19 protein-coding genes are annotated in these 24,889 nt (G+C 53.6%); 8 read left to right on the top strand and 11 right to left on the bottom strand.

Annotated elements, in window-relative coordinates; genetic code table 11:
- Positions 1-26: 26 nt before the first annotated feature.
- Positions 27-1,322 carry a 23S rRNA (uracil(1939)-C(5))-methyltransferase RlmD gene (gene rlmD, locus K8W53_RS04520; RefSeq protein ID WP_023224600.1) on the bottom strand — a complete coding sequence of 432 codons (1,296 nt, stop codon included), beginning with the start codon at positions 1,320-1,322 and terminating at the stop codon, positions 27-29.
- A 57-nt stretch (positions 1,323-1,379) separates the two neighbouring features.
- On the opposite strand from rlmD, the gene barA reads away from it, so the two are divergent.
- Positions 1,380-4,136, top strand: coding sequence for a two-component sensor histidine kinase BarA (gene barA, locus K8W53_RS04515; RefSeq protein ID WP_023224599.1), 2,757 nt, complete (start codon positions 1,380-1,382; stop codon positions 4,134-4,136).
- Between the two features lie 43 nt (positions 4,137-4,179).
- Here the strand turns inward: barA and K8W53_RS04510 are convergent, their stop codons facing one another.
- From K8W53_RS04510 to syd, 8 genes are all read right to left on the bottom strand, one after another.
- Positions 4,180-5,322, bottom strand: a complete 1,143-nt coding sequence (locus tag K8W53_RS04510; RefSeq protein ID WP_000706477.1) for a glycerate kinase — start codon at positions 5,320-5,322, stop codon at positions 4,180-4,182.
- Between the two features lie 77 nt (positions 5,323-5,399).
- Positions 5,400-6,740, bottom strand: a complete 1,341-nt coding sequence (gene gudD / locus K8W53_RS04505) for a glucarate dehydratase (RefSeq protein ID WP_000107113.1) — start codon at positions 6,738-6,740, stop codon at positions 5,400-5,402.
- A gap of 20 nt (positions 6,741-6,760) precedes the next feature.
- Positions 6,761-8,101: an enolase C-terminal domain-like protein gene (locus K8W53_RS04500; protein WP_000211803.1), complete on the bottom strand. Its 1,341-nt coding sequence runs from the start codon at positions 8,099-8,101 to the stop codon at positions 6,761-6,763.
- Complete coding sequence (gudP, locus tag K8W53_RS04495) at positions 8,098-9,456, bottom strand: galactarate/glucarate/glycerate transporter GudP (protein WP_000097015.1); 1,359 nt, start codon at positions 9,454-9,456, stop codon at positions 8,098-8,100. Before gudP ends, K8W53_RS04500 begins: the two co-directional genes overlap by 4 nt.
- Positions 9,457-9,937: 481 nt before the next feature.
- Positions 9,938-10,387 carry a flavodoxin gene (locus K8W53_RS04490; protein ID WP_000807736.1) on the bottom strand — a complete coding sequence of 150 codons (450 nt, stop codon included), beginning with the start codon at positions 10,385-10,387 and terminating at the stop codon, positions 9,938-9,940.
- Between the two features lie 18 nt (positions 10,388-10,405).
- Entirely contained in the window at positions 10,406-11,188 is a 783-nt protein-coding gene (truC, locus tag K8W53_RS04485) for a tRNA pseudouridine(65) synthase TruC (protein WP_000890036.1), read from the bottom strand.
- Entirely contained in the window at positions 11,188-11,517 is a 330-nt protein-coding gene (locus tag K8W53_RS04480) for a YqcC family protein (RefSeq protein ID WP_000207015.1), read from the bottom strand. Before K8W53_RS04480 ends, truC begins: the two co-directional genes overlap by 1 nt.
- A gap of 611 nt (positions 11,518-12,128) precedes the next feature.
- Complete coding sequence (gene syd / locus K8W53_RS04475) at positions 12,129-12,674, bottom strand: SecY-interacting protein (RefSeq protein WP_000343990.1); 546 nt, start codon at positions 12,672-12,674, stop codon at positions 12,129-12,131.
- Positions 12,675-12,742: 68 nt separating this feature from the next.
- On the opposite strand from syd, the gene queF reads away from it, so the two are divergent.
- The 5 genes from queF (at position 12,743) to xni (ending at position 19,273) form a co-directional block, all read left to right on the top strand.
- Entirely contained in the window at positions 12,743-13,591 is an 849-nt protein-coding gene (queF, locus tag K8W53_RS04470; RefSeq protein WP_000100463.1) for an NADPH-dependent 7-cyano-7-deazaguanine reductase QueF, read from the top strand.
- Positions 13,592-13,703: 112 nt separating this feature from the next.
- Positions 13,704-15,068, top strand: a complete 1,365-nt coding sequence (ppnN, locus tag K8W53_RS04465) for a nucleotide 5'-monophosphate nucleosidase PpnN (RefSeq protein ID WP_161400176.1) — start codon at positions 13,704-13,706, stop codon at positions 15,066-15,068.
- A gap of 564 nt (positions 15,069-15,632) precedes the next feature.
- Complete coding sequence (gene sdaC / locus K8W53_RS04460; protein ID WP_023224598.1) at positions 15,633-16,922, top strand: HAAAP family serine/threonine permease SdaC; 1,290 nt, start codon at positions 15,633-15,635, stop codon at positions 16,920-16,922.
- 58 nt (positions 16,923-16,980) lie between these two features.
- A complete protein-coding gene (gene sdaB / locus K8W53_RS04455; RefSeq protein ID WP_000626384.1) occupies positions 16,981-18,348 on the top strand; it encodes an L-serine ammonia-lyase II in 1,368 nt (455 codons plus the stop codon).
- 169 nt (positions 18,349-18,517) lie between these two features.
- Positions 18,518-19,273, top strand: a complete 756-nt coding sequence (xni, locus tag K8W53_RS04450; RefSeq protein WP_001519360.1) for a flap endonuclease Xni — start codon at positions 18,518-18,520, stop codon at positions 19,271-19,273.
- A 91-nt stretch (positions 19,274-19,364) separates the two neighbouring features.
- On the opposite strand, the gene fucO is transcribed toward xni, so the two are convergent.
- Entirely contained in the window at positions 19,365-20,513 is a 1,149-nt protein-coding gene (fucO, locus tag K8W53_RS04445) for a lactaldehyde reductase (protein WP_000013562.1), read from the bottom strand.
- 16 nt (positions 20,514-20,529) lie between these two features.
- Positions 20,530-21,177 (bottom strand): L-fuculose-phosphate aldolase, encoded by a 648-nt coding sequence (gene fucA / locus K8W53_RS04440; RefSeq protein ID WP_000440819.1) that lies wholly within the window; start codon positions 21,175-21,177, stop codon positions 20,530-20,532.
- Between the two features lie 555 nt (positions 21,178-21,732).
- On the opposite strand from fucA, the gene fucP reads away from it, so the two are divergent.
- Together fucP and fucI are read left to right on the top strand one after the other, a co-directional pair.
- Complete coding sequence (gene fucP, locus K8W53_RS04435; protein ID WP_000528622.1) at positions 21,733-23,049, top strand: L-fucose:H+ symporter permease; 1,317 nt, start codon at positions 21,733-21,735, stop codon at positions 23,047-23,049.
- A 31-nt stretch (positions 23,050-23,080) separates the two neighbouring features.
- Positions 23,081-24,856: an L-fucose isomerase gene (fucI, locus tag K8W53_RS04430; RefSeq protein WP_000724126.1), complete on the top strand. Its 1,776-nt coding sequence runs from the start codon at positions 23,081-23,083 to the stop codon at positions 24,854-24,856.
- The last annotated feature ends 33 nt before the right edge of the window (positions 24,857-24,889 follow it).

Here is a 24,889-nt window from a genome sequence, read left to right as displayed (position 1 = left end):
TACCGAAGTCGGTAAGCCGGTAATCATTACATGCGCTCGAACAGAACCATTGATTCCAGATGTCCTGTGTGCGGGAACATGTCGAGCATCGCTAAACGCGTAACCTCATATCCCGCATTGACCAGCGCTTCACTATCGCGCGCCAGCGTCGCCGGGTTACAGGATACATAAACAATGCGAATAGGTTTTAATTTTATAATATGTCGCATCACTCCTGTAGCCCCCGCACGCGCAGGATCGAGTAAGACTTTGTCAAAGCCGTTTTTCGCCCACGGCTGCTTCGTGACATCTTCCTCCAGGTTCTCATGGAAGAATGTCACATTATGTAAACCATTGCGGATGGCGTTTTCACGGCCTTTTTCTACCAGCGCCGGAACGCCCTCAACCCCTACCACGCTTGCCGCGCGCGTTGCCAGCGGCAGCGTAAAATTCCCCATTCCGCAGAACAGATCCAGGACACGATCCTCGGCGCGCACATCAAGCCACTCCAGCGCGCGGGCGACCATTTGCTGGTTTACCGCCTCATTAACCTGAATAAAGTCTCGCGGACTGAAGGCTAAACGTAAGCCGTGCGAATCATACCAGGGCGCCTCGCCAGATACCGTTTCCAGTATCTCGCTAAACGGCGCCAGAAACAGAGACAATCCCTCAGAATGCGAAAAGCGTTCCAGTTTTTCTTTATCCGCCGCACTTAATGGCGCGGTATGGCGCAGAATCATCAGCGTACCGCTTCCCGCCTGTACCAGCTCGACATGCCCAAGATGTCGGGTGCCGTGTAAACTCGCCAGACACGCCCTGATTCGGGGCAGCAATGCTGCAAGCTGGGGCGCCAAAACAGGGCACTGTTCGACATTGACGATATCGCTGGAACCCGCTTTGCGAAATCCCATTTGCAGCGGTTTATCCGGCAGGCAATTCAGACTTAACCGCGCACGACGCCGATAACCCCAGGGCTCGCCGGCGATGATGTCATTCACCTCGTGTTTCATCAAACGCGCCAGCGCCGCGCTTTTGCTGCGTTGTTGCAGGGTGATGCTGACATGCTGTTGCTGACAACCGCCGCAGACGCCAAAATGCGGGCAGCGCGGCGTTTCTCGTTCCGGGCTATCATTCAAACGGCGCGAAACGCGTGCGCGGGCAAATTGCTTTTTATCTTCTGTAAGAATGACTTCTGCGCTTTCCTCAGGCAATAAACCGGGGATAAACAGCGCCTTTCCGTTATGACGGGCTACGCCCTGACCAAATGAATCGAGGTCATTGACTTTAACGGTTATGATCTGACGCGTCGTCACGCGCCGTTTTGCAGAGTAGAATTGCGCCATCGACCAGGTTTTTCTCAATTTAACAGTGTGACCCTAATTGTCCCATAACGGAACTCCATGACCAACTACAGCCTGCGCGCACGCATGATGATTCTGATCCTGGCCCCGACCGTCCTGATAGGTTTGCTGCTCAGTATCTTTTTTGTAGTGCACCGCTATAACGACCTGCAGCGTCAACTGGAAGATGCCGGCGCCAGTATTATTGAACCGCTCGCCGTCTCCAGCGAATATGGTATGAACTTACAAAACCGGGAGTCTATCGGCCAACTTATCAGCGTCCTGCACCGCAGACACTCTGATATTGTGCGGGCGATTTCCGTTTATGACGATCATAACCGCCTGTTTGTAACGTCTAATTTCCATCTGGACCCCTCACAGATGCAGCTTCCCGCCGGAGCGCCGTTTCCACGTCGTCTGAGCGTCGATCGCCACGGCGATATTATGATTCTGCGCACCCCGATTATCTCGGAGAGCTATTCGCCGGACGAGTCAGCGATTGCCGACGCGAAAAATACCAAAAATATGCTGGGGTATGTGGCGCTTGAACTGGATCTCAAGTCGGTAAGGCTACAGCAATACAAAGAGATTTTTATCTCCAGCGTAATGATGCTTTTTTGTATTGGCATTGCGCTGATCTTTGGCTGGCGGCTTATGCGCGATGTCACTGGGCCTATCCGTAATATGGTGAATACCGTTGACCGCATTCGCCGCGGACAACTGGATAGCCGGGTGGAAGGATTTATGCTGGGCGAGCTGGACATGCTGAAAAACGGCATTAATTCCATGGCGATGTCGCTTGCCGCCTATCACGAAGAGATGCAGCATAATATCGATCAGGCCACTTCGGACCTGCGTGAAACCCTTGAGCAGATGGAAATCCAAAACGTTGAGCTGGATCTGGCGAAAAAGCGCGCCCAGGAAGCGGCGCGTATTAAGTCGGAGTTCCTGGCGAACATGTCGCACGAACTGCGAACACCGCTGAACGGCGTCATTGGCTTTACCCGCCTGACATTAAAAACGGAGCTGAACCCCACCCAGCGCGACCATCTGAACACCATTGAGCGTTCCGCGAATAATCTGCTGGCGATCATTAATGACGTGCTTGATTTCTCCAAGCTGGAAGCCGGTAAGCTCATTCTGGAAAGTATCCCTTTTCCACTGCGCAACACGCTGGATGAAGTGGTTACGCTGCTGGCCCACTCGTCGCATGATAAAGGGCTGGAGTTGACGTTAAATATTAAAAACGACGTCCCGGATAATGTGATTGGCGACCCGCTGCGCCTGCAACAGGTCATTACTAATCTGGTGGGCAATGCCATTAAGTTCACCGAGAGTGGCAATATCGACATTCTGGTAGAAAAGCGGGCGCTCAGTAACACCAAAGTACAGATTGAAGTGCAGATCCGCGATACGGGGATCGGCATTCCGGAACGCGACCAGTCGCGACTGTTTCAGGCGTTTCGCCAGGCCGATGCCAGTATTTCTCGCCGTCACGGCGGCACCGGCCTTGGGCTGGTGATTACGCAAAAGCTGGTCAACGAAATGGGCGGGGATATCTCTTTCCACAGCCAGCCTAATCGCGGCTCGACCTTCTGGTTTCATATTAATCTTGATCTTAACCCAAATGTCATTATTGACGGGCCGTCGACCGCGTGTCTGGCCGGAAAACGGCTGGCTTATGTCGAACCGAATGCTACCGCCGCGCAATGTACCCTGGATCTACTGAGCGACACGCCGGTGGAGGTGGTTTACAGCCCGACCTTCTCCGCGCTGCCGTTAGCGCACTACGATATTATGATTTTGAGCGTTCCGGTGACCTTCCGCGAGCCGCTCACCATGCAGCATGAACGTCTGGCGAAAGCGGCATCAATGACGGACTTTCTACTGCTGGCGCTACCTTGCCATGCGCAAATTAACGCCGAAAAGCTGAAACAAGGAGGCGCGGCGGCCTGCCTGTTAAAGCCATTGACGTCAACGCGCCTGTTGCCAGCGCTGACGGAATATTGCCAGTTGAATCACCATCCTGAACCGCTGCTAATGGATACCAGTAAAATCACCATGACGGTTATGGCGGTTGATGATAATCCCGCTAATCTGAAGCTTATCGGCGCGTTACTGGAAGATAAAGTCCAGCACGTAGAGCTTTGTGATAGCGGACATCAGGCGGTGGATCGGGCGAAACAAATGCAGTTTGATCTGATTTTGATGGATATTCAGATGCCGGATATGGACGGCATACGCGCCTGCGAATTGATTCACCAGCTTCCTCATCAGCAGCAAACACCGGTTATTGCCGTTACGGCACATGCGATGGCCGGGCAAAAAGAGAAGTTGCTCAGCGCGGGCATGAACGACTATCTGGCTAAACCGATAGAAGAAGAGAAGTTGCATAATCTGTTGCTGCGCTATAAACCTGGCGCCAACGTAGCAGCGCGCCTGATGGTGCCGGAACCGGCTGAGTTTATCTTCAATCCGAATGCGACGCTCGACTGGCAGCTTGCGCTCCGCCAGGCTGCCGGTAAGCCCGATCTGGCGCGGGATATGCTGCAAATGCTGATTGATTTTCTGCCGGAAGTGCGCAACAAAATTGAAGAACAACTGGTGGGAGAAAATCCCAACGGTTTGGTCGATCTGGTCCATAAGCTACACGGGAGCTGCGGCTATAGCGGCGTACCGCGGATGAAGAACCTTTGCCAGCTTATTGAGCAACAGCTTCGCAGCGGCGTCCACGAAGAGGAGCTGGAGCCTGAGTTTCTGGAGCTGCTGGATGAGATGGATAATGTCGCGCGTGAAGCGAAGAAGATATTAGGCTGATATTCGCCGGATGGCGGCGTGACCGCCTTATCCGGCCTACAACTCAGCGTAACTGTTGCCCCGCTTTCAGCGTTGCAGCCACGTTGCGCGCGGTCATTCGTACGTTTTCACTCGCATTCTTCAGCGCGTCCTCCAGCGTGCAGATGGTATAAATCACGCTGAAAACCGCATCAAGCCCATGTTCATGAACCACGCCAACGTCCGCCGTCAGGCTACCCGCGATACCAATTACCGGCTTGTTATACCGTTTGGCGATGTTTGCCACGCCAATAGGGACTTTACCGTGAATGGTCTGGCTGTCGATGCGTCCCTCGCCGGTGATGACTAAATCAGCATCCGCAAGACACGCTTCCAGATGAAGCGCATCGGTGACAATCTCAATACCACGCCGTAGCTGCGCGCCGCAAAACGCGTATAACGCCGCCCCCATGCCGCCTGCCGCTCCGCCGCCTGCCAGATCCAACACATCGACATGCAGATCGCGGGCAATCAAATGCGCATAGCGAGTCAATGCCGTATCCAGGCGTTCAATCATTTCCGGCGTCGCCCCTTTTTGCGGACCAAAAACCGCAGACGCGCCCTCTTTGCCGGTAAGGGGATTCGTGACATCGCAGGCGACCTCTATATGGCACGCCGACAAACGCTTATCCAGGCCGCTGATATCAATGCTGGCGAGTGTTTCCAGCCCAATGCCGCCTTGCGCAATATCATTGCCCTGCGCATCCCGTAGCCTGGCCCCCAGCGCCTGTACCATCCCCGCGCCGCCATCGTTGGTGGCGCTACCGCCGATACCAATAATGATATGCTCAACGCCCGCATCCAGCGCATGACGGATCAGCTCGCCGGTTCCCCATGACGTGGTCTTCAACGGATCGCGTTGCGCGGGCGGCACCTGCTCCAGCCCGCTGGCGGCCGCCATTTCAATGAATGCGGAACGCGCATCGCCGGAAAGCCCATAAAACGCATTGACGCGATGCCCCAACGGCCCGGTGACCTCAACATGCACGATTCGACCCGCCGTCGCTTCAACCATCGCTTCGACAGTACCTTCTCCGCCATCAGCCAGCGGCAATTTCAGGTAATCGGCGTCAGGCCAGATCTCGCGAAATCCTTGTTCAATGGCGGTCGCTACCTCAAGAGCACTCAAACTTTCCTTATACGAGTCTGGTGCGATCACTATTTTCATAAGTCGTCCTTACGCATGTTGATCCTGTTAAGCATACACCCAGAGAAGCACCGGTTCCTTACGGAACCGGTTCTGACTTAACGCACCATGCAAGGACGCTTATTATCAAACGTCCAGCCAGGAATTAAGTACTGCATTCCCATCGCGTCGTCACGCGCGCCTAAGCCATGTTTTTGATAGAGCTCATGCGCTTTCATCACCTGATCCATATCGAGCTCAACGCCCAGACCCGGTTTGGTCGGTACTTGCACCATGCCGCCTTTAATTTCAAACGGTTCTTTAGTCAGACGTTGGTTGCCTTCCTGCCAGATCCAGTGGGTATCGATCGCGGTGATCTTGCCCGGCGCCGCCGCGGCAACATGGGTAAACATCGCCAACGAAATATCAAAGTGGTTGTTAGAGTGCGAGCCCCAGGTCAGACCGAACTCATGGCACATTTGCGCCACGCGTACAGAGCCTTGCATAGTCCAGAAGTGCGGGTCCGCCAGCGGGATATCGACGGATTGCAGCGACAGCGTATGCCCCATTTGACGCCAGTCGGTCGCTATCATATTGGTGGCCGTCGGTAATCCGGTCGCGCGACGGAATTCCGCCATCACTTCACGCCCGGAAAAACCCTGTTCCGCGCCGCACGGATCTTCTGCATAGGCCAGAGAACCTTTCAGGTATTTACCAATGCTGATCGCTTCGTTCAGCGACCAGGCACCGTTTGGATCGAGCGTAACGCGCGCTTGTGGGAAACGTTTCGCCAGCGCCACGATTGACTCGGCCTCTTCTTCGCCCGCCAGCACGCCGCCTTTCAGTTTGAAGTCGTTGAAGCCGTATTTTTCATAGGCGGCTTCCGCCAGACGTACTACCGTTTCCGGCGTCATCGCCTCTTCATGGCGCAGACGATACCAGTCGCATTGTTCATCCGGCTGGCTCTGATACGGCAGCGGCGTAGCCTTGCGATTACCGACAAAGAACAGATAACCCAGCATTTCGACTTCGCTGCGCTGCTGACCGTCGCCTAACAGCGAAGCGACGTTGACGCCCAGGTGTTGGCCCAAAAGGTCAAGCATTGCCGCTTCAATGCCAGTCACCACATGGATAGTGGTACGGAGATCGAACGTTTGTAAACCGCGTCCGCCCGCATCGCGATCGGCAAACTGGTTGCGAACGGCGGTCAGGACATTTTTATATTCACCCAGCGTTTTTCCCACCACCAGTGGGATCGCATCTTCCAGCGTTTTGCGAATTTTTTCGCCGCCCGGAATCTCGCCAACCCCGGTATGGCCGGAGTTATCTTTAATAATGACGATGTTGCGCGTGAAGAACGGGGCGTGCGCGCCGCTCAGGTTCATCAGCATACTGTCATGACCCGCAACCGGGATAACCTGCATTTCAGTCACTACAGGCGTCGTAAATTGAGTACTCATAACTGTGTCCTTATTCAGAATTAGTGACGACCAAAAACAGGGCGTTTGCGGTCAAAAGTCCAGCCGGGGATCAGGTATTGCATCGGGCCTGCATCATTACGCGCGCCGCCTGGCAGCTTTTTATACGCGTCATGCGCTTTTCGCACCTGTTCCCAGTCAAGCTCCACGCCCAGTCCTGGCGCATCCGGAACGGCAATTTTGCCGTTTTTAATTTCCAGCGGATTTTTAGTCAGGCGGCAATCGCCCTCCTGCCAGATCCAGTGCGTATCAATAGCGGTGGGTTTGCCTGGCGCCGCCGCGCCGACATGGGTAAACATCGCCAGTGAAATATCAAAATGGTTATTCGAATGGCAGCCCCAGGTTAGCCCCCAGTCATCGCACAGTTGCGCCACGCGAACGGCGCCGGTGAGGGTCCAGAAATGCGGGTCGGCAAGAGGAATGTCTACCGCATTGAGCATCGCCGCGTGCCCCATTTCACGCCAGTTGGTGGCAATCATATTGGTCGCCACTGGCAGTCCTGTAGCACGGCGGAACTCCGCCATGACTTCACGACCAGAGAATCCTTGCTCCGCGCCGCACGGATCTTCCGCGTAGGTCAGTACATCATTCAGCCCTTTGCACAACGCAATGGCTTCATCCAGTAGCCAGGCGCCGTTCGGATCCACGGTAATACGCGCGTCCGGGAAGCGTTTTTTTAGCGCGCGAACGGTATCAATCTCTTGTTCGCCCGGCAGCACGCCGCCCTTGAGTTTAAAATCTTTAAAGCCGTAGCGATCCTGAGACGCTTCCGCCAGCCGCACGACCGCGTCGCTGTTCAGCGCTTCCTGATGGCGCAGGCGATACCATTCATGACTGCCCGGCGTGCTTTCCAGATACGGCAGATCGGTTTTAGTGCGATCGCCAATATAGAAGAGATAGCCCAACACGGTGACGGCATCGCGCTGTTTACCGGGTCCTAATAGTTCACAGACCGGCACATTAAGCGCCTGCCCCAGTAGATCAAGCAGCGCCGCTTCCAAAGCTGCCACCGCGTTAACCCGCAGTTCAAACGTCCATGCACCTTTACCAAAGGTGTCAAAATCAGCGGCCTGGTTGCCTTTATGCACCTGCTGCACCACTTTGTTCAGGCGGGCGACTTCCTGGCCTAATACCATCGGAATAGCATCGACCAGCGTCTGATAAATCACTTCTCCGCCCGGCGCCTCGCCGACGCCAGTATGCCCGGCGTTATCGGTGAGGACGACGATGTTACGGGTGAAGTACGCGTTATGCGCGCCACCGATGTTGAGTAGCATACTGTCATGTCCGGCAACCGGAATGACCTTCATGTCCGTAATAACGGGACTGGATTGCGTTGTCATGATAATTGTCCTGCGACAGGTTTCAGTTCAATACGCTTAATATCGCCTACCAGCACCAGATAGCTGATGATGGCCACCAGGGCATGTACGCCGACATAGATCAACGCGCCGTTGAAGGAACCGGTGGTGCCAACGATGTAACCAATCGCGATTGGCGTCACAATACCGGAGATATTGCCGAACATATTAAACAAGCCGCCGGAAAGACCGCTGATCTCTTTCGGCGCGGTATCCGCCATTACTGCCCAGCCCAACGCGCCGATACCTTTACCGAAGAAGGCCAACGCCATAAAGCCGATGATCATCCATTCCACGTTCACATAGTTACAGAACACCATAACCATTGACAGCAACATCCCCAGCACAATCGGCGTCTTGCGCGCGATATTCAGGGAGCCGGTACGACGCATCAGCCAGTCGGAAATGATGCCGCCCAACACACCGCCGATAAAGCCGCAGACTGCAGGAACCGAGGCGACAAAGCCCGCTTTGAGAATCGACATGCCGCGCGCCTGGACCAAATAAACCGGGAACCAGGTAATAAAGAAATAGGTCAATGCGTTAATACAGTACTGACCGATGTAAACGCCAATCATCATACGAGAGCCCAGCAGCTGTTTGATCTGGCCCCATTTGACGCTAAACGGTACTTTCGCTTTGGTGTCTTTCTGATCCATATTGATCAGCGCGCCGCCTTCTGCGATGTACTCCAACTCTTTCTTATTTACGCCCGGATGGTTATTTGGTTCATGGATAACTTTCAACCAGATAAAGCTGATGATGATCCCTAACCCGCCCATAAAGAAGAAGACATGCGACCAGCCCACTTCGTGCGTCAGCCAGCCCATAATCGGCGCGAAAATAACCGTGGCAAAGTATTGCGCGGAGTTAAAGATGGCCACCGCCGTTCCCCTCTCCTGCGCCGGGAACCAGGCTGCAACAATGCGACTGTTGCCCGGGAAAGAAGGCGATTCCGCCAGACCAACCAGGAAACGAAGCGTAAAGAGGGCGACAATAATGCCGAAACCACTAAAGATATCGACAAAACCCTGCAACAGGGTGAAGACTGACCAAATGAAAATAGACCAGAAATAGACGCGTTTGGAACCAAAGCGGTCCAGCAGCCAGCCGCCCGGGATCTGCCCGATAACATAGGCCCATGAAAAAGCAGAAAAAACATAGCCCATGCCTACCGGATCAAGGCCGATATCTTTGGCCATTTCTGAGCCGGCAATGGACAATGTGGCGCGGTCGCCGTAGTTGAAGGATGTGACGATAAACAGCATCACCACTATCCAGTAGCGGGCGTTCGTGCGTTTCTCCGCACTGCTCGCCGCGTGACTTAATGAACTCATTGTTGCACTCCTGAAATTTCGCGTTAGCTACGCTCACTCTGAACTGCACAACCGGTAGGGAATCAGAGATAACGTTTCCTTGTTGCAGCTTTTATTAGGTCGTTTGCTTTGCACGCTGCATGCTTTTATTCACTGGCAGGAGAAGTATAAAAAGCGCGCCACACACACTCACCGTGCAACAACACAGTATTTTGGCGATGAATTACGCCTGTTTATGGCAAAAGCCCAGGACAGTGGAAGCCACTTCACGGAAATGAAATCAGAAGGCGCCAGGCGTCGACGCAGGAGGAATAAAAAGAGAAGAATGTGAAACAGGTCGCTTGATTACATGAAAACGCCCGTAAAAAACTGCCGCTTTTGCGGGCATATGCCCAAAGCTAACACGATTCAGTTACTTTACACTGTGTACAGGTCGTGATTTTGCTTACTGGCAACGCAAGCAAACGAAAAGGTACCCTCCCGTAGGGGGGAGGGATTTACCTCAGGAAAGTAAAGTTCCCCAGTTTTCAACCCAGGGATTGGACTGGCTCTCCGGCTCCGGATGTTCGCTGGCGTCAATGAATAACATCTCCCCCACCCGCTGCGCGCTTTGCTCTTGCAACAGGGCATCAAACTGTTTGCCGCCATTACAGAAATTGGGGTAGCTGCTATCACCTAGCGCAATCACCCCGTAACGCAGGTTTGGCTGAAAACCCAACGTATCTTTAATGCCGTGAAAGAGCGGCGCAATGCTATCCGGTAGATCGCCCTGCCCGGTCGTCGAGGTAACGACCAGCGCAACCTTATCCTGATATTGCTGCCAGTCGGACAGTTCAGGATCTTCAAACACGGTCGCGCTGTGGCCCTGTCTGGCGAGGATCGCTTCCGCTTCTTCCGCCACCAGCAGTGAGTTGCCATACATGGTCCCGACAAAAATACCAATTTCCGCCATTATGCGTATCTCCCTGAATTATGTCAGATGAGTCTCATCCTGCCGGGACGCCGCCGTAAACTCAACCCTTTCATTGTCAGGGAGAAGTCCACGCCAGCCAAACTGCGTCAGCGCCTGCATCCAGGTTTCATCCAACCCGGCCTGAATTATCAACGGCTGTCCGGTGAAGGGGTGCGTCAGCTCAAGCCGACTGGCATGAAGCATCAGGCGACGACAGGCAAAATGCTCCGCCGCGCTGCGGTTTTGTCGCAAATCGCCATGTTTACTGTCGCCGATGATAGGATGACGCAGATGCGCCAGATGACGACGGAGCTGGTGCTTGCGTCCCGTTTTTGGTTCCAGCTCAACCAGGCCATAACGCGTGGTGGGATAACGCCCGGTCGGCACCGCCATTTCGACCGTCGCCAGCCCGCGATACTGCGTTACAGCCGGCTGGGGCGCTTTATCTTCGCGGGCGAATTTATCGGCAATTTTATCGCGCTCTTCCACCAGCGGATAATCCAGTACCGCGTCATCCATCAGCCAGCCGCGCACAATGGCATGGTAGCGTTTACGGATGTGGTGCTGCTCGAACTGCTGCGCCAGACGGCGTCCCGCTTCGCTGGACAGCCCCATTAACAGTACGCCCGACGTGGGTCTGTCGAGACGGTGGGCGGTAAAAACATGCTGGCCGATTTGGTCGCGCACCGTTTGCATGACCACGACTTTTTCGTCGCGATCCAGCCAGCTCCGGTGAACAAGCCAGCCTGCGGGTTTATTCACGGCAACCAGCCACCGATCTTGATAGAGGATCTCCAGCATCAGGATTTATCGCGGACGAATAGCGCATCCAGATCCTGCAAAACCGCCAGGATCGCCTCCCGCTGCGGATGATCCGCCGCCAGCGCCATTTCATAATAAGGGGCGACGGCAAATGCCTCGGGCAGCGGCTGCGCATTATCAAGTAGGGTATGCATACGTGGAATCAATACCCATTGCAGCCATTCCAGCGGTTCCATGGTATCCATAAAAAATGGTTGGGTGCTGGTAAACAGGTGCGCCTGCGGCGCATCCTGCCGCCAGTGGCGATGCTCGCGCAGCAGCGTTTCAAGCGCATGTAACTGCTGACGCACACGGTCATGAGTCGTCATGTTAAAAACCTCAATGATGAAAATCTGGCGCGAAGAATAACAAAAAAAAGGGAGCACTGTATAAACAGTGCTCCCGGTTCGTTTCGCAGCATTCCAGCTACTTTTCGTGCTCCCTGCTCATCCGTGACAACTTTTCCTGTGACCTTACGGCCTGTTCATCCTGAACGTTTGCATCCTGCGCACATCGCCCGATGTGATAGCTTCTTCCTGAAGCGTCCCTGGTCATCCAGACCCGCCGAACATCCTGATCGGCTCTCGTTCTCCGTCCTGGAGGTGTCCTTTAACGCATCCTGCGCTTTCCACTTTGCTTCATCCTGAAGCCTTTCCTTGTAACACCATCCTGGCGTGTCCTGCTGAAGCGTCATCATCCTGACGTTCGCTTCGTTGTACGACTCCCTGTCGACGAAGATAGAATCGCCTGTTTCACCTTGTCTTACAAGACGCTTACAGACAATACCTTAAGTAAATTTTCATATGAAAGTGCGCAAAAACATTTTAATTAGTTGTTTTATATAGACTTACATAAGAAAACGGAACTCAGTATCCGCTGATATCCTGGCGATCTCCTACAGACTTTGTAAGAGATCTCTCACACCCGTTAGGGCAAACGATTACAGAAGAGGATTAAGTTGCGTAAGGAATTCCGCAAGCGTTGCGGCAAGAACGGTACGATTACGGGTGCCCAGCGTTTCTTTAATCACCTCGCCGGACAGATTACAGACCGAAATGACCTCAAGCTCATTTTCCTGCGTCGCAATAAAAAGCGTGGGAGGAAGCTTGAGCCGCTTTTGCGTGACCAGGTGGCCTATCAGATTTTCCTGCACGCGCCGAAAGTCATCCTGACTCCAGGTTTGCAGTAGCGTAAGCTTTTCATCCGCAAACTGCGCGGGCATGTCGCCAGCAAACTGCGTGGTGTAAAACGCGTGGAGCGCAGGTTGTACCATAATATCAAAGGCGCGTTCAACCGCGTTTACATTTTCTTCGCCTTCAAAAGGCTGCGGCTGCCAGTAAACGGCATCGCGGGTTGAAGAAATAATGCACGGAGAAGGTACGCCATACAGTTCTTCGCTCAACGGCCAGCTACCGTGTTTCTCTTGCCACGCGTCGCAGTAACGCGTCGTAAAGGCTTTCAATGCCTGCGCTGTCAGTTCGTCCACCAGTTTCTCTCTTCATAAAAGCCAGGATACACTTGACGCATAGTGTATCTGGTTTATGACGGTGAAACATGTCTTCTTATGAAAACCATCAGGCTCTCGATGGCCTGACTCTCGGAAAATCAACGGATTACCGGGACAATTATGACGCCAGCCTGCTGCAGGGCGTACCGCGCAGTTTGAATCGCGACCCGCTCGGATTAACAGCCGATAATTTGCCGTTCCACGGCGCGGATATCTGGACGTTGTATGAACTTTCCTGGCTTAACAGCCAGGGTCTTCCGCAGGTCGCCGTCGGGCATGTCGAACTGGATTACACCAGCGTTAATTTAATCGAATCCAAAAGCTTTAAACTGTATCTGAACAGCTTTAACCAGACGCGCTTTGACACCTGGGAGACGGTGCGCCAGACGCTGGAGCGCGATCTGCGCGCCTGCGCGCAGGGCAACGTTAGCGTGAGGCTTCATCGTCTTGATGAGCTGGAAGGACAGCCTGTCGCCCATTTCCACGGCACCTGTATTGACGATCAGGATATCAGTATCGACAACTACCAGTTTACTACCGACTATCTGCAACATGCGGTCAGCGGCGAGAAGCAAGTAGAAGAAACGCTGGTCAGCCATCTGTTGAAATCCAACTGCCTGATCACCCACCAACCGGACTGGGGCTCGATACAAATTCAGTATCGCGGGCGCAAAATCGACAGGGAAAAACTGCTGCGTTATCTGGTCTCCTTCCGTCACCATAATGAATTTCACGAGCAGTGCGTAGAGCGTATTTTTAATGACATTCTGCGCTTCTGCCAGCCGGAAACGTTAAGCGTTTATGCGCGCTATACCCGCCGCGGCGGGCTGGACATTAATCCCTGGCGCAGCAATACCGATTTTGTGCCCGCCACGGGCAGGCTGGCGCGACAGTAATTTTTTTGTCAATTTTGCGTGCCGGATTGCGCATGTAAGGTTGTGAAAGGTCATCAGCCAGGGCTATTGTAATCAACAGGGAATGGCGTGTTGCGTCCCATAAGGAGTTTACTTGATTACACATATTAGCCCGCTTGGCTCAATGGATATGTTGTCGCAACTGGAAGTGGACATGCTGAAACGCACGGCCAGTAGCGACCTGTATCAACTGTTTCGTAACTGTTCACTTGCCGTTCTTAACTCCGGCAGCCTGACCGACAACAGCAAAGAGCTGCTGTCCCGCTTTGAAAATTTCGATATTAACGTGCTGCGCCGCGAGCGCGGCGTGAAGCTGGAATTGATTAACCCGCCTGAAGACGCCTTTGTTGACGGGCGGATTATTCGTGCGCTACAGGCTAACCTGTTCGCGGTGCTGCGCGACATTCTCTTTGTGAATGGGCAGATCCATAATGCCGGCCGTTTCCAGCATCTGGATCTTGAAAGCTCAACACATATCACCAATCTGGTGTTCTCCATTTTGCGCAACGCCCGGGCGCTGCACGTCGGCGAAGCGCCAAACATGGTGGTATGCTGGGGCGGCCACTCAATTAACGAAAACGAGTACCTGTATGCCCGTCGCGTCGGCACGCAGTTGGGATTACGCGAGCTGAACATCTGCACCGGCTGCGGCCCTGGGGCGATGGAAGCCCCCATGAAGGGCGCGGCGGTCGGTCACGCGCAACAGCGTTATAAAGACAGCCGCTTTATCGGCATGACTGAACCTTCCATTATTGCGGCTGAACCGCCTAACCCGCTGGTGAACGAACTGATCATCATGCCGGATATCGAAAAACGCCTGGAAGCGTTCGTCCGTATCGCACACGGTATCATCATCTTCCCGGGCGGCGTGGGTACGGTGGAAGAGCTGCTTTATTTGCTGGGGATTCTGATGAATCCAGCCAATAAAAATCAGGTGCTGCCGCTGATCCTGACCGGACCAAAAGAGAGCGCCGATTACTTCCGCGTGCTGGATGAGTTTATTACCCATACGCTGGGCGAAGCGGCCCGCCGTCATTACCGCATCATCATTGACGATGCGGCGGAGGTAGCGCGACTGATGAAGAAAGCGATGCCGCAAGTGAAAGAGAATCGCCGCGATACCGGCGACGCCTATAGTTTTAACTGGTCGATGCGTATTGCACCGGATCTTCAGGTGCCGTTTGAGCCGTCGCATGAAAATATGGCCAACCTGAAACTGTACCCGGATCAGCCGGTTGAGATTCTGGCGGCGGATCTGCGACGCGCCTTCTCCGGTATTGTCGCGGGGAACGTGAAGGAGGTCGGGATACGCGCCATTGAAGCTAATGGTCCGTATAAAATCCACGGCGATCGAGAGATGATGCGTCGCATGGACGATCTGCTGCAGGGATTCGTCGCGCAGCATCGTATGAAATTGCCAGGTTCCGCCTACATCCCCTGTTACGAGATCTGCGCTTAGCGCTTATGCCCGGTTGCCGCCAGCAGCCGGGCGCTTCTCCCATTCCTTTCATTGCGGTACGGCAATTAACGCATGCCTTCATTTTTTATGATGATCATCAGAGGCATAGCCCGCATTGTTTTATAAACACCATTTATAATTCATCATAAATAGATTGCCAGGCAAACGTTTACTTCACTCCTCTTACCGTGATTTATCGGTTAAAACTCTTATTCTTCGCCAGAATTCACTAAAAACCTTGATTTTTATAGTCAAACCTCCGTATCTTGCGCCCCAATCTTTCCGGCCTTATATCGTTAATGGTAGCCTTCGCGCCCGGAAATTCGTTATGACGTTTTTTTAATAGATTAATGGTCCAAATTTATCCATGTAAGAAGCGGATTATTGCATTTGAGATCGGGATCACTGATAGATTCATCACTTAAATGTATCTTTCCGCCCGAAAATTATTACGGCGAAAAATTATATAAAAAGCGTCCCTAAGCAGATTTCATTTTACGATCAGGTCTTTTTTCATTGGATTAGACCAGCAACCTGATTTTTAGCATCCTCCAGGAGAAATAGATGGAAACCACTCAGACCAGCACTATTGCTTCGATTGACTCTCGAAGCGCATGGCGCAAAACGGATACCATGTGGATGCTGGGCCTTTACGGCACGGCTATCGGCGCGGGCGTTCTGTTCCTGCCGATCAACGCAGGCGTCGGCGGCATGATTCCGCTCATCATCATGGCGATTCTCGCTTTCCCGATGACCTTTTTCGCACACCGTGGTTTAACCCGCTTCGTGCTGTCCGGTAAAAATCCGGGTGAAGACATCACTGAAGTCGTTGAGGAACACTTCGGTATCGGCGCAGGTAAACTGATTACCCTGCTTTACTTCTTCGCGATTTACCCCATCCTGCTGGTTTACAGCGTGGCGATTACTAATACCGTGGAAAGCTTCCTGACCCACCAGTTAGCGATTAATCCGCCGCCGCGGGCGATTCTTTCCCTGATCCTGATTGTTGGCATGATGACCATCGTGCGCTTCGGCGAGCAAATGATCGTTAAGGCGATGAGTATCCTGGTATTCCCGTTCGTCGCGGCGCTGATGCTGCTGGCCTTGTACCTGATCCCGCAGTGGAACGGCGCGGCGCTGGAAACGCTGTCCTTTGATTCCGCCGCGTCTACCGGTAACGGTCTGTGGATGACGCTGTGGCTGGCGATTCCGGTGATGGTTTTCTCTTTCAACCACTCCCCGATCATCTCCTCCTTCGCGGTTGCGAAGCGTGAAGAGTACGGTGAAGGCGCAGAGAAGAAATGTTCTAAAATTCTGGCCTTCGCCCACATCATGATGGTGCTGACCGTAATGTTCTTCGTCTTCAGCTGCGTGCTGAGCCTGACGCCGGCAGATCTGGCGGCGGCAAAAGAGCAGAACATCTCTATTCTGTCTTACCTGGCGAACCACTTTAACGCGCCGATCATCGCCTGGATGGCGCCGATCATTGCGATGATTGCTATCACCAAATCCTTCCTCGGCCACTACCTGGGCGCGCGTGAAGGCTTTAACGGGATGGTGATTAAATCGCTGCGTGGTAAAGGTAAATCCATCGAAATCAACAAACTGAATAAAATTACCGCGCTGTTCATGCTGGTCACCACCTGGATTGTGGCGACGCTGAACCCCAGCATCCTGGGCATGATTGAAACCTTGGGCGGCCCGATCATCGCGATGATTCTGTTCCTGATGCCGATGTATGCCATCCAGAAAGTACCGGCAATGCGTAAGTACAGCGGTCATATCAGCAACGTATTCGTTGTGGTTATGGGCCTGATTGCCATCTCCGCTATTTTCTACTCACTGTTCAGCTAAGTCCTTTAGCGCCGCTTACCGCGGCGCTTCTCTATGATACAACCGCAATGGATGCCCTATGATTAGCGTATTCGATATTTTTAAAATCGGCATTGGCCCTTCCAGTTCTCACACCGTCGGACCAATGAAAGCAGGCAAGCAGTTCACGGACGATCTGATTGCCCGCCATATCCTTACAGATGTCACCCGCGTCGTGGTGGATGTCTACGGCTCTCTGTCATTGACGGGCAAAGGCCACCACACTGATATCGCCATTATTATGGGCCTGGCGGGGAATCTGCCGGACACCGTCGATATCGACGCCATTCCGTCCTTTATCCAGGATGTGAACACCCATGGGCGTTTACTACTGGCCAATGGGCAGCATGAAGTCGAATTTCCGGTCGATAAATGCATGAATTTCCACGCCGACAACCTGTCTCTGCATGAGAACGGGATGCGTATTACCGCGCTGGCGGGCGATAAGGTGCTCTACAGCCAAACCTACTACTCCATCGGCGGCGGCTTTATCGTCGATGAAGAGCACTTTGGTTTGACGAATAGCGAACCCGTTAACGTACCGTACCCTTACAAAACCGCCGCGGATTTACAGCGCCACTGCCAGGAGACGGGTTTGTCGCTCTCCGGTCTGATGATGCAAAACGAACTGGCTCTGCACAGTAAAGAAGCGCTGGAGCAGCACTTCGCCAGGGTCTGGGAGGTAATGCGCAGCGGTATTGAGCGCGGTATCACCACCGAGGGCGTATTGCCGGGCAAACTGCGCGTTCCGCGTCGCGCGGCGGCGCTGCGTCGGGTGCTGGTCAGTCAGGATAAGACCACCACCGATCCGATGGCGGTCGTCGACTGGATCAATATGTTCGCGCTGGCGGTGAACGAAGAGAATGCCGCAGGCGGACGAGTAGTCACTGCGCCGACTAACGGCGCATGTGGTATTGTTCCGGCGGTGCTGGCGTACTATGACAAGTTTATCCGCGAAGTAAACGCTAACTCACTTGCTCGCTATATGCTGGTCGCCAGCGCGATTGGCTCGCTGTATAAGATGAACGCCTCTATTTCCGGCGCCGAAGTGGGTTGTCAGGGAGAGGTCGGCGTGGCCTGTTCCATGGCGGCAGCGGGTCTGGCCGAGCTGCTGGGCGGTAGTCCGGCGCAGGTGTGTATCGCCGCAGAAATCGCCATGGAGCATAATCTGGGGTTAACTTGCGATCCGGTTGCCGGCCAGGTCCAGGTTCCCTGCATTGAGCGTAACGCAATTGCTTCAGTCAAAGCGGTTAACGCCGCGCGTATGGCGCTGCGCCGTACCAGCGAACCGCGCGTATGCCTCGATAAAGTGATTGAGACCATGTACGAAACCGGTAAAGACATGAACGCTAAGTACCGCGAAACTTCGCGCGGCGGCCTGGCGATGAAGATCGTTACCTGCGATTAATTCTCAGCACATTTTAGGATCTGTAGGCCGGATAAGGCGCTCGCCGCCATCCGGCTTTGTTGCCTGATGGCGCCTCGCTTATCAGGCCTACGGATAGCGCTATTTCGCAATGCTCGCCTCCCCCCGCCGTGAATGTTACCCTACGCGCAGGTTTGTAAGGGAGAACACCGTGGCTGCTCATCTGCTTATCGTCGACGCGCTCAATTTGATTCGCCGTATTCACGCCGTTCAGGGATCGCCCTGTGTGGAAACCTGCCAACACGCGCTCGATCAATTGATTATCCACAGCCAGCCAACCCATGCCGTAGCGGTATTTGATGACGACGCGCGCAGCAGCGGCTGGCGTCACCAGCGTTTGCCGGACTACAAAGCAGGACGTCCGCCGATGCCTGACGATTTACATAATGAAATGCCCGCCCTACGCGCCGCGTTTGAACAGCGCGGCGTACGCTGTTGGGCATCAGACGGTAACGAAGCGGACGATCTGGCGGCGACGCTGGCGCTAAAAGTTACCGAAGCCGGACACCAGGCAACCATTGTGTCAACCGATAAAGGCTATTGCCAGTTGCTCTCTCCGGGATTGCGCATTCGCGACTACTTCCAGAAACGCTGGCTGGACGCGCCGTTTATTGAAAAAGAGTTTGGCGTACTTCCCCGGCAGTTGCCGGATTACTGGGGTCTGGCAGGAATCAGTAGTTCGAAAGTCCCCGGTGTTGCCGGTATCGGCCCCAAAAGCGCGACCCAGCTATTGATTCAGTTTCAAAATCTGGAGGGAATTTACGCCCATCTGGACGAGGTGCCGGAAAAGTGGCGCAAAAAGCTTGAGACGCATAAAGAAATGGCATTTCTTTGCCGCGATATTGCACGTCTGCAAACCGATTTACATATCGACGGAAACTTACAGCAGCTACGGCTGGCGCGGTAGTTTTGTTGCCGGATGGCGGCGTGAACGCCTTATCCTGCCTACAGGACTGCACGAAATGTAGAGCGGATAAGCGCAGCGCCATCCGGCAAAATTACCAGGCGATATGATACAGTTCGACAATGTCCGCCAGACTCGCTTCACGCGGATTGCCGCCCGTACAGACATCATCGAACGCTGCCTGCGCCAGCGCCGGGATATCCTCTTTTCGAACGCCGACATCACGCAAATGCAGCGGAATTCCCACATCGCGATTTAACGCAAATACGGCTTCCACTGCGGCATTACGCGCCTCTTCAAGACTCAATCCTTCTACCTTCACCCCCATCGCCCGGGCGATATCACGGAATTTCTCGTTGGTAGACCCGGCATTGAAACGCATCACATGCGGAAGCAAAATAGCATTCGCGACGCCGTGTGGCGTGTTGTAAAACGCGCCCAACGGATGCGCCATCCCATGCACCAGCCCCAGCCCCACATTGGAAAACCCCATCCCGGCAACGTATTGCCCCAGCGCCATCGCCTCACCGGCCTCTTTTTCTCCGGCTACGGCGCCGCGTAGCGCGCCAGCAATAATCTCAATGGCTTTGATATGTAAGGCATCCGTCAGCGCCCATGCGGCCCGGGTAATATAGCCTTCAATAGCATGGGTTAGCGCATCCACGCCCGTTGCCGCTTTCAGCGCGGGCGGCATACCGTCCATCATATCGGCATCGATAAATGCCGCCTGCGGAATATCATGCGGATCGACACAAACGAATTTGCGCCGTTTCTCTTCATCGGTAATCACATAATTGATAGTGACTTCCGCCGCGGTTCCCGCCGTTGTCGGGATCGCCATAATCGGCACGCTGGGTTTACGGGTCGGCGATAGCCCTTCCAGACTGCGCACATCGGCAAATTCCGGATTGTTACTGATAATACCGATCGCTTTGCAGGTATCCTGCGGAGAACCGCCGCCAATGGCGATGAGATAGTCCGCGCCGCTTTGGGTAAAGACCTTAAGCCCTTCCTGGACAACGGAAATCGTAGGATTAGGGATCACGCCCGCATAGATCTCCCACGCCAGCCCTGCGGCATCCATTCTGCTTGTCACTTTATCGACCACACCGCATTGCACCAGCGTTTTATCGGTAACAATCAGCGCTTTATGATAACCGCGGCGCGTCACCTCATCGGTTAATGCGTCCACCGCTCCCCGGCCAAACCATGCCGTTTCATTCAGAATCATTCTGTTCGCCATCGCCTGTCTCCTGACATCACTCTTCAATACGTAATCCGTAAGTTTTAAATTTCTCCAGTACGATAGCGATCGCCTCGTCATCCAGTACCGGTACCGGATCGACAATGGCCAGCGTACTTAAATAGAGCTGCGCCAGCACTTCCACTTCATGCGCCAGCCACAACGCTTTGTCTAAATTTTCTTCACAAGCGATAAGCCCGTGATGCTGTAACAGCGTCGCTTTACGATTTTTAAGCGCCACGGCAACATGGTCAGAAAGTTCGCGGGTGCCAAAAGTGGCGTAGGGCGCGCAGGGAATAGAGTTTCCTCCTGCGGCGGCAATCATGTAGTGAATCGCCGGAATCGGGCGATTGAGGATCGAGACTGCCGTACAATGGACAGCGTGGTTATGTACCACGGCATTGGCGTCAGGGCGCGTCTGGTATGCCGCCATATGAAAACGCCACTCGCTGGAAGGCAGCTTGCCCTGCTCATGCTGACCGTCAGCATCAATAAAAACAATGTGCGACTCTGTCAGCTTCTCGTAGGGGATCCCCGTCGGCGTAATCAGCAATCCGCCCTGATAACGTACGCTCACGTTACCTGCCGTCCCCTGATTTAACCCTAACCGCGTCATTTCCAGACAGGTATCAATAATCTGCCGCGCCAGTCTATTTCGTTCCATTATTTACCTCTCTCTGTGATTCAAAATGAGACAACAAAACCGCCTTTCGCATCGCGCTGCTGTCCTGTTGAAATAATCGAATAGTTAGCAACTATCATCATACTGAATAAAGAGAAGGGAATTTAAATAACGATATTTTGTGATTCACATCAATTAATTCGCCACGATAAACCAGACGCCTACCGTTTCTCTCGCCGATAAATGCCCGCTCTTAATAATATTTTTTAAAACGGGCAAAAATGAAGAATAAGTTACTACTGCCCGTTTTCGTGGCAATAATTTAATTCGGGCATTCAGTCTGTGGTTTTTTAAATTAAACATCTCAAACGGTCATTTTTTTATGGAAATTAAAGTGATGATAATCACAGAACGCTCTGCTCTCAGGTATAAATGTGACCGCCATCATATTAAAAGGCCTTTTTTATTTGAAAATGAATCCATGAGTTCATTCCGGACGCCAATTTATTACCGGAAAGAAAAGCGAACTCACCTAATTTTACGGTCTGGTGACCAGAACCGACCGCACGCAAAAGCTTCTGAACCGATGAGGATGCTATGGGAAACACAACAATACAAACGCAGAGTTTTCGTGCTGTGGATGCAGAGCAAAGCAAGAGCAAGCGCTACATTATTCCATTCGCCTTACTTTGCTCGCTATTTTTTCTGTGGGCCGTCGCCAATAATCTGAATGACATTTTATTACCGCAGTTTCAACAAGCTTTTACGCTAACTAACTTTCAGGCTGGGCTTATTCAGTCAGCCTTTTATTTCGGTTATTTCGTCATTCCAATCCCCGCTGGGATTTTGATGAAAAAACTCAGTTATAAAGCAGGGATTATCACCGGGCTTTTTTTGTATGCTGTTGGCGCCGCATTATTCTGGCCTGCCGCTGAGATAATGAATTACACATTATTTTTAATTGGCCTGTTTATCATCGCCGCCGGTTTAGGCTGCCTTGAAACTGCAGCCAACCCTTTTGTTACGGTATTAGGTCCAGAAAGCGGCGGACATTTCCGGCTTAATCTGGCGCAAACTTTTAACTCCTTTGGCGCTATTATCGCCGTTGTGTTTGGGCAAAGCCTTATTTTGTCTAACGTGCCGCATCAATCGCAAGAAGCGCTTGATAAAATGACGCCGGATCAGCTTAGCGCCTATAAACACAGCCTGGTGTTATCGGTACAAACGCCATACATGATTATCGTCGCCATCGTATTAGTAGTTGCGCTGCTGATTATGCTGACCAAATTTCCGGCCCTGCAAAGTGACGATCATAGCGATGCTAAACAAAGCTCTTTCTTATCTTCTCTCTCCCGACTCATCCGTATTCGCCACTGGCGCTGGGCGGTGCTGGCGCAGTTCTGCTACGTGGGGGCGCAAACCGCCTGCTGGAGCTATCTGATCCGCTACGCCATTGAGGAGATTCCTGGAATGACGCCCGGTTTCGCCGCCAACTACCTGACCGGCACGATGGTGTGCTTCTTTATCGGCCGTTTCACCGGGACCTGGCTTATCAGCCGCTTCGCGCCGCATAAAGTGCTGGCCGCCTACGCCCTGTTTGCCATGCTCCTGTGTCTGATTTCCGCCTTTAGCGGCGGACATATCGGCCTGCTGGCGCTGACGTTGTGTAGCGCATTTATGTCAATCCAGTATCCGACCATCTTCTCGTTGGGTATCAAAAATCTGGGACAGGACACTAAGTACGGCTCGTCTTTTATCGTCATGACCATTATTGGCGGCGGTATTGTCACGCCAGTAATGGGCTTCGTTAGCGACGCCGCAGGCAAAATCCCGACCGCCGAACTGGTTCCGGCATTGTGCTTTGCCGTCATCTTCATTTTTGCCCGTTTCCGTTCACAAGCGGCGACAAACTGAACATTTATCCGAATAACGTGAGGAATCTGTCATGAAAAAAATCAGCTTACCGAAAATCGGTATCCGCCCGGTGATTGATGGACGTCGTATGGGCGTACGCGAGTCGCTCGAAGAGCAAACCATGAACATGGCGAAAGCGACGGCGGCGCTCATCACCGAGAAAATCCGCCACGCCTGCGGGGCTCAGGTGGAGTGCGTCATTGCGGATACCTGTATTGCCGGAATGGCGGAATCCGCCGCCTGTGAAGAAAAATTCAGTAGCCAGAACGTGGGCGTGACCATTACCGTTACGCCGTGCTGGTGCTATGGCAGCGAAACCATTGATATGGACCCGATGCGTCCAAAAGCCATCTGGGGCTTTAACGGCACAGAGCGTCCTGGGGCGGTTTACCTTGCCGCGGCGCTGGCGGCGCACAGCCAGAAAGGCATTCCAGCGTTCTCCATTTATGGCCATGACGTGCAGGATGCCGACGATACCTCCATTCCCGCCGACGTCGAAGAAAAACTGCTGCGTTTTGCGCGGGCAGGGTTAGCGGTAGCCAGCATGAAAGGCAAAAGCTACCTCTCCGTCGGCGGCGTGTCGATGGGGATCGCGGGTTCCATTGTCGATCATAACTTCTTTGAATCCTGGCTGGGCATGAAGGTGCAAGCGGTAGATATGACCGAACTGCGCCGCCGTATCGATCAAAAAATTTATGATGAGGCCGAACTGGAGATGGCGCTGGCGTGGGCGGATAAAAACTTCCGCTACGGCGAAGATCAAAACGCCTCGCAGTATAAGCGCAATGAAGCCCAGAACCGCGCGGTGTTAAAAGAGAGCCTGCTGATGGCGATGTGTATTCGCGACATGATGCAGGGCAACAAGACGCTGGCGGACAAAGGGTTAGTTGAAGAATCGCTGGGCTACAACGCCATTGCCGCCGGCTTCCAGGGCCAGCGCCACTGGACCGATCAATACCCGAACGGCGATACCGCCGAAGCGCTGCTCAATAGCTCTTTTGACTGGAACGGCGTACGCGAACCGTTTGTCGTCGCCACCGAAAATGACAGTCTGAACGGCGTAGCGATGCTGTTCGGCCATCAACTCACCGGTACCGCGCAGATCTTCGCCGACGTGCGAACCTACTGGTCGCCGGAAGCCGTAGAACGCGTCACCGGCCAGGCGCTCAGCGGCCTGGCGGAACACGGCATTATTCACCTGATTAACTCCGGTTCTGCCGCTCTGGACGGTGCCTGTAAACAGCGCGACAGCGAAGGCAAGCCGACCATGAAACCACACTGGGAAATCAGCCAACAAGAGGCGGATGCGTGTCTGGCGGCCACCGAATGGTGCCCGGCGATTCACGAATACTTCCGCGGCGGCGGCTACTCATCCCGTTTCCTGACCGAAGGCGGCGTGCCATTCACCATGACCCGCGTGAATATCATCAAAGGCCTGGGGCCAGTACTGCAAATCGCCGAGGGCTGGAGCGTCGAACTGCCGAAAGCGATGCACGATCAGCTTGATGCCCGCACCAACTCTACCTGGCCTACCACCTGGTTTGCGCCGCGTCTTACCGGCAAAGGTCCGTTTACCGATGTCTATTCGGTGATGGCGAACTGGGGCGCTAACCACGGCGTACTCACCATCGGCCATGTAGGGGCGGACTTTATTACTCTCGCCGCGATGCTGCGTATCCCGGTATGTATGCACAACGTGGAGGAGGCGAAGATCTACCGTCCTTCCGCCTGGGCGGCTCACGGTATGGATATCGAAGGCCAGGATTATCGCGCCTGCCAGAATTATGGCCCGCTGTATAAACGTTAATGCGGCTTAGCCCGGTGGCGCAGGCTTACCGGG

The organism is Salmonella sp. A29-2 (assembly GCF_020150755.1).
Taxonomy (GTDB): Bacteria; Pseudomonadota; Gammaproteobacteria; order Enterobacterales; family Enterobacteriaceae; genus Salmonella; species Salmonella enterica.
The sequence above is the reverse complement of the archived record's forward strand: the minus strand, read 5'-3'. Positions and strand labels throughout refer to the sequence as shown.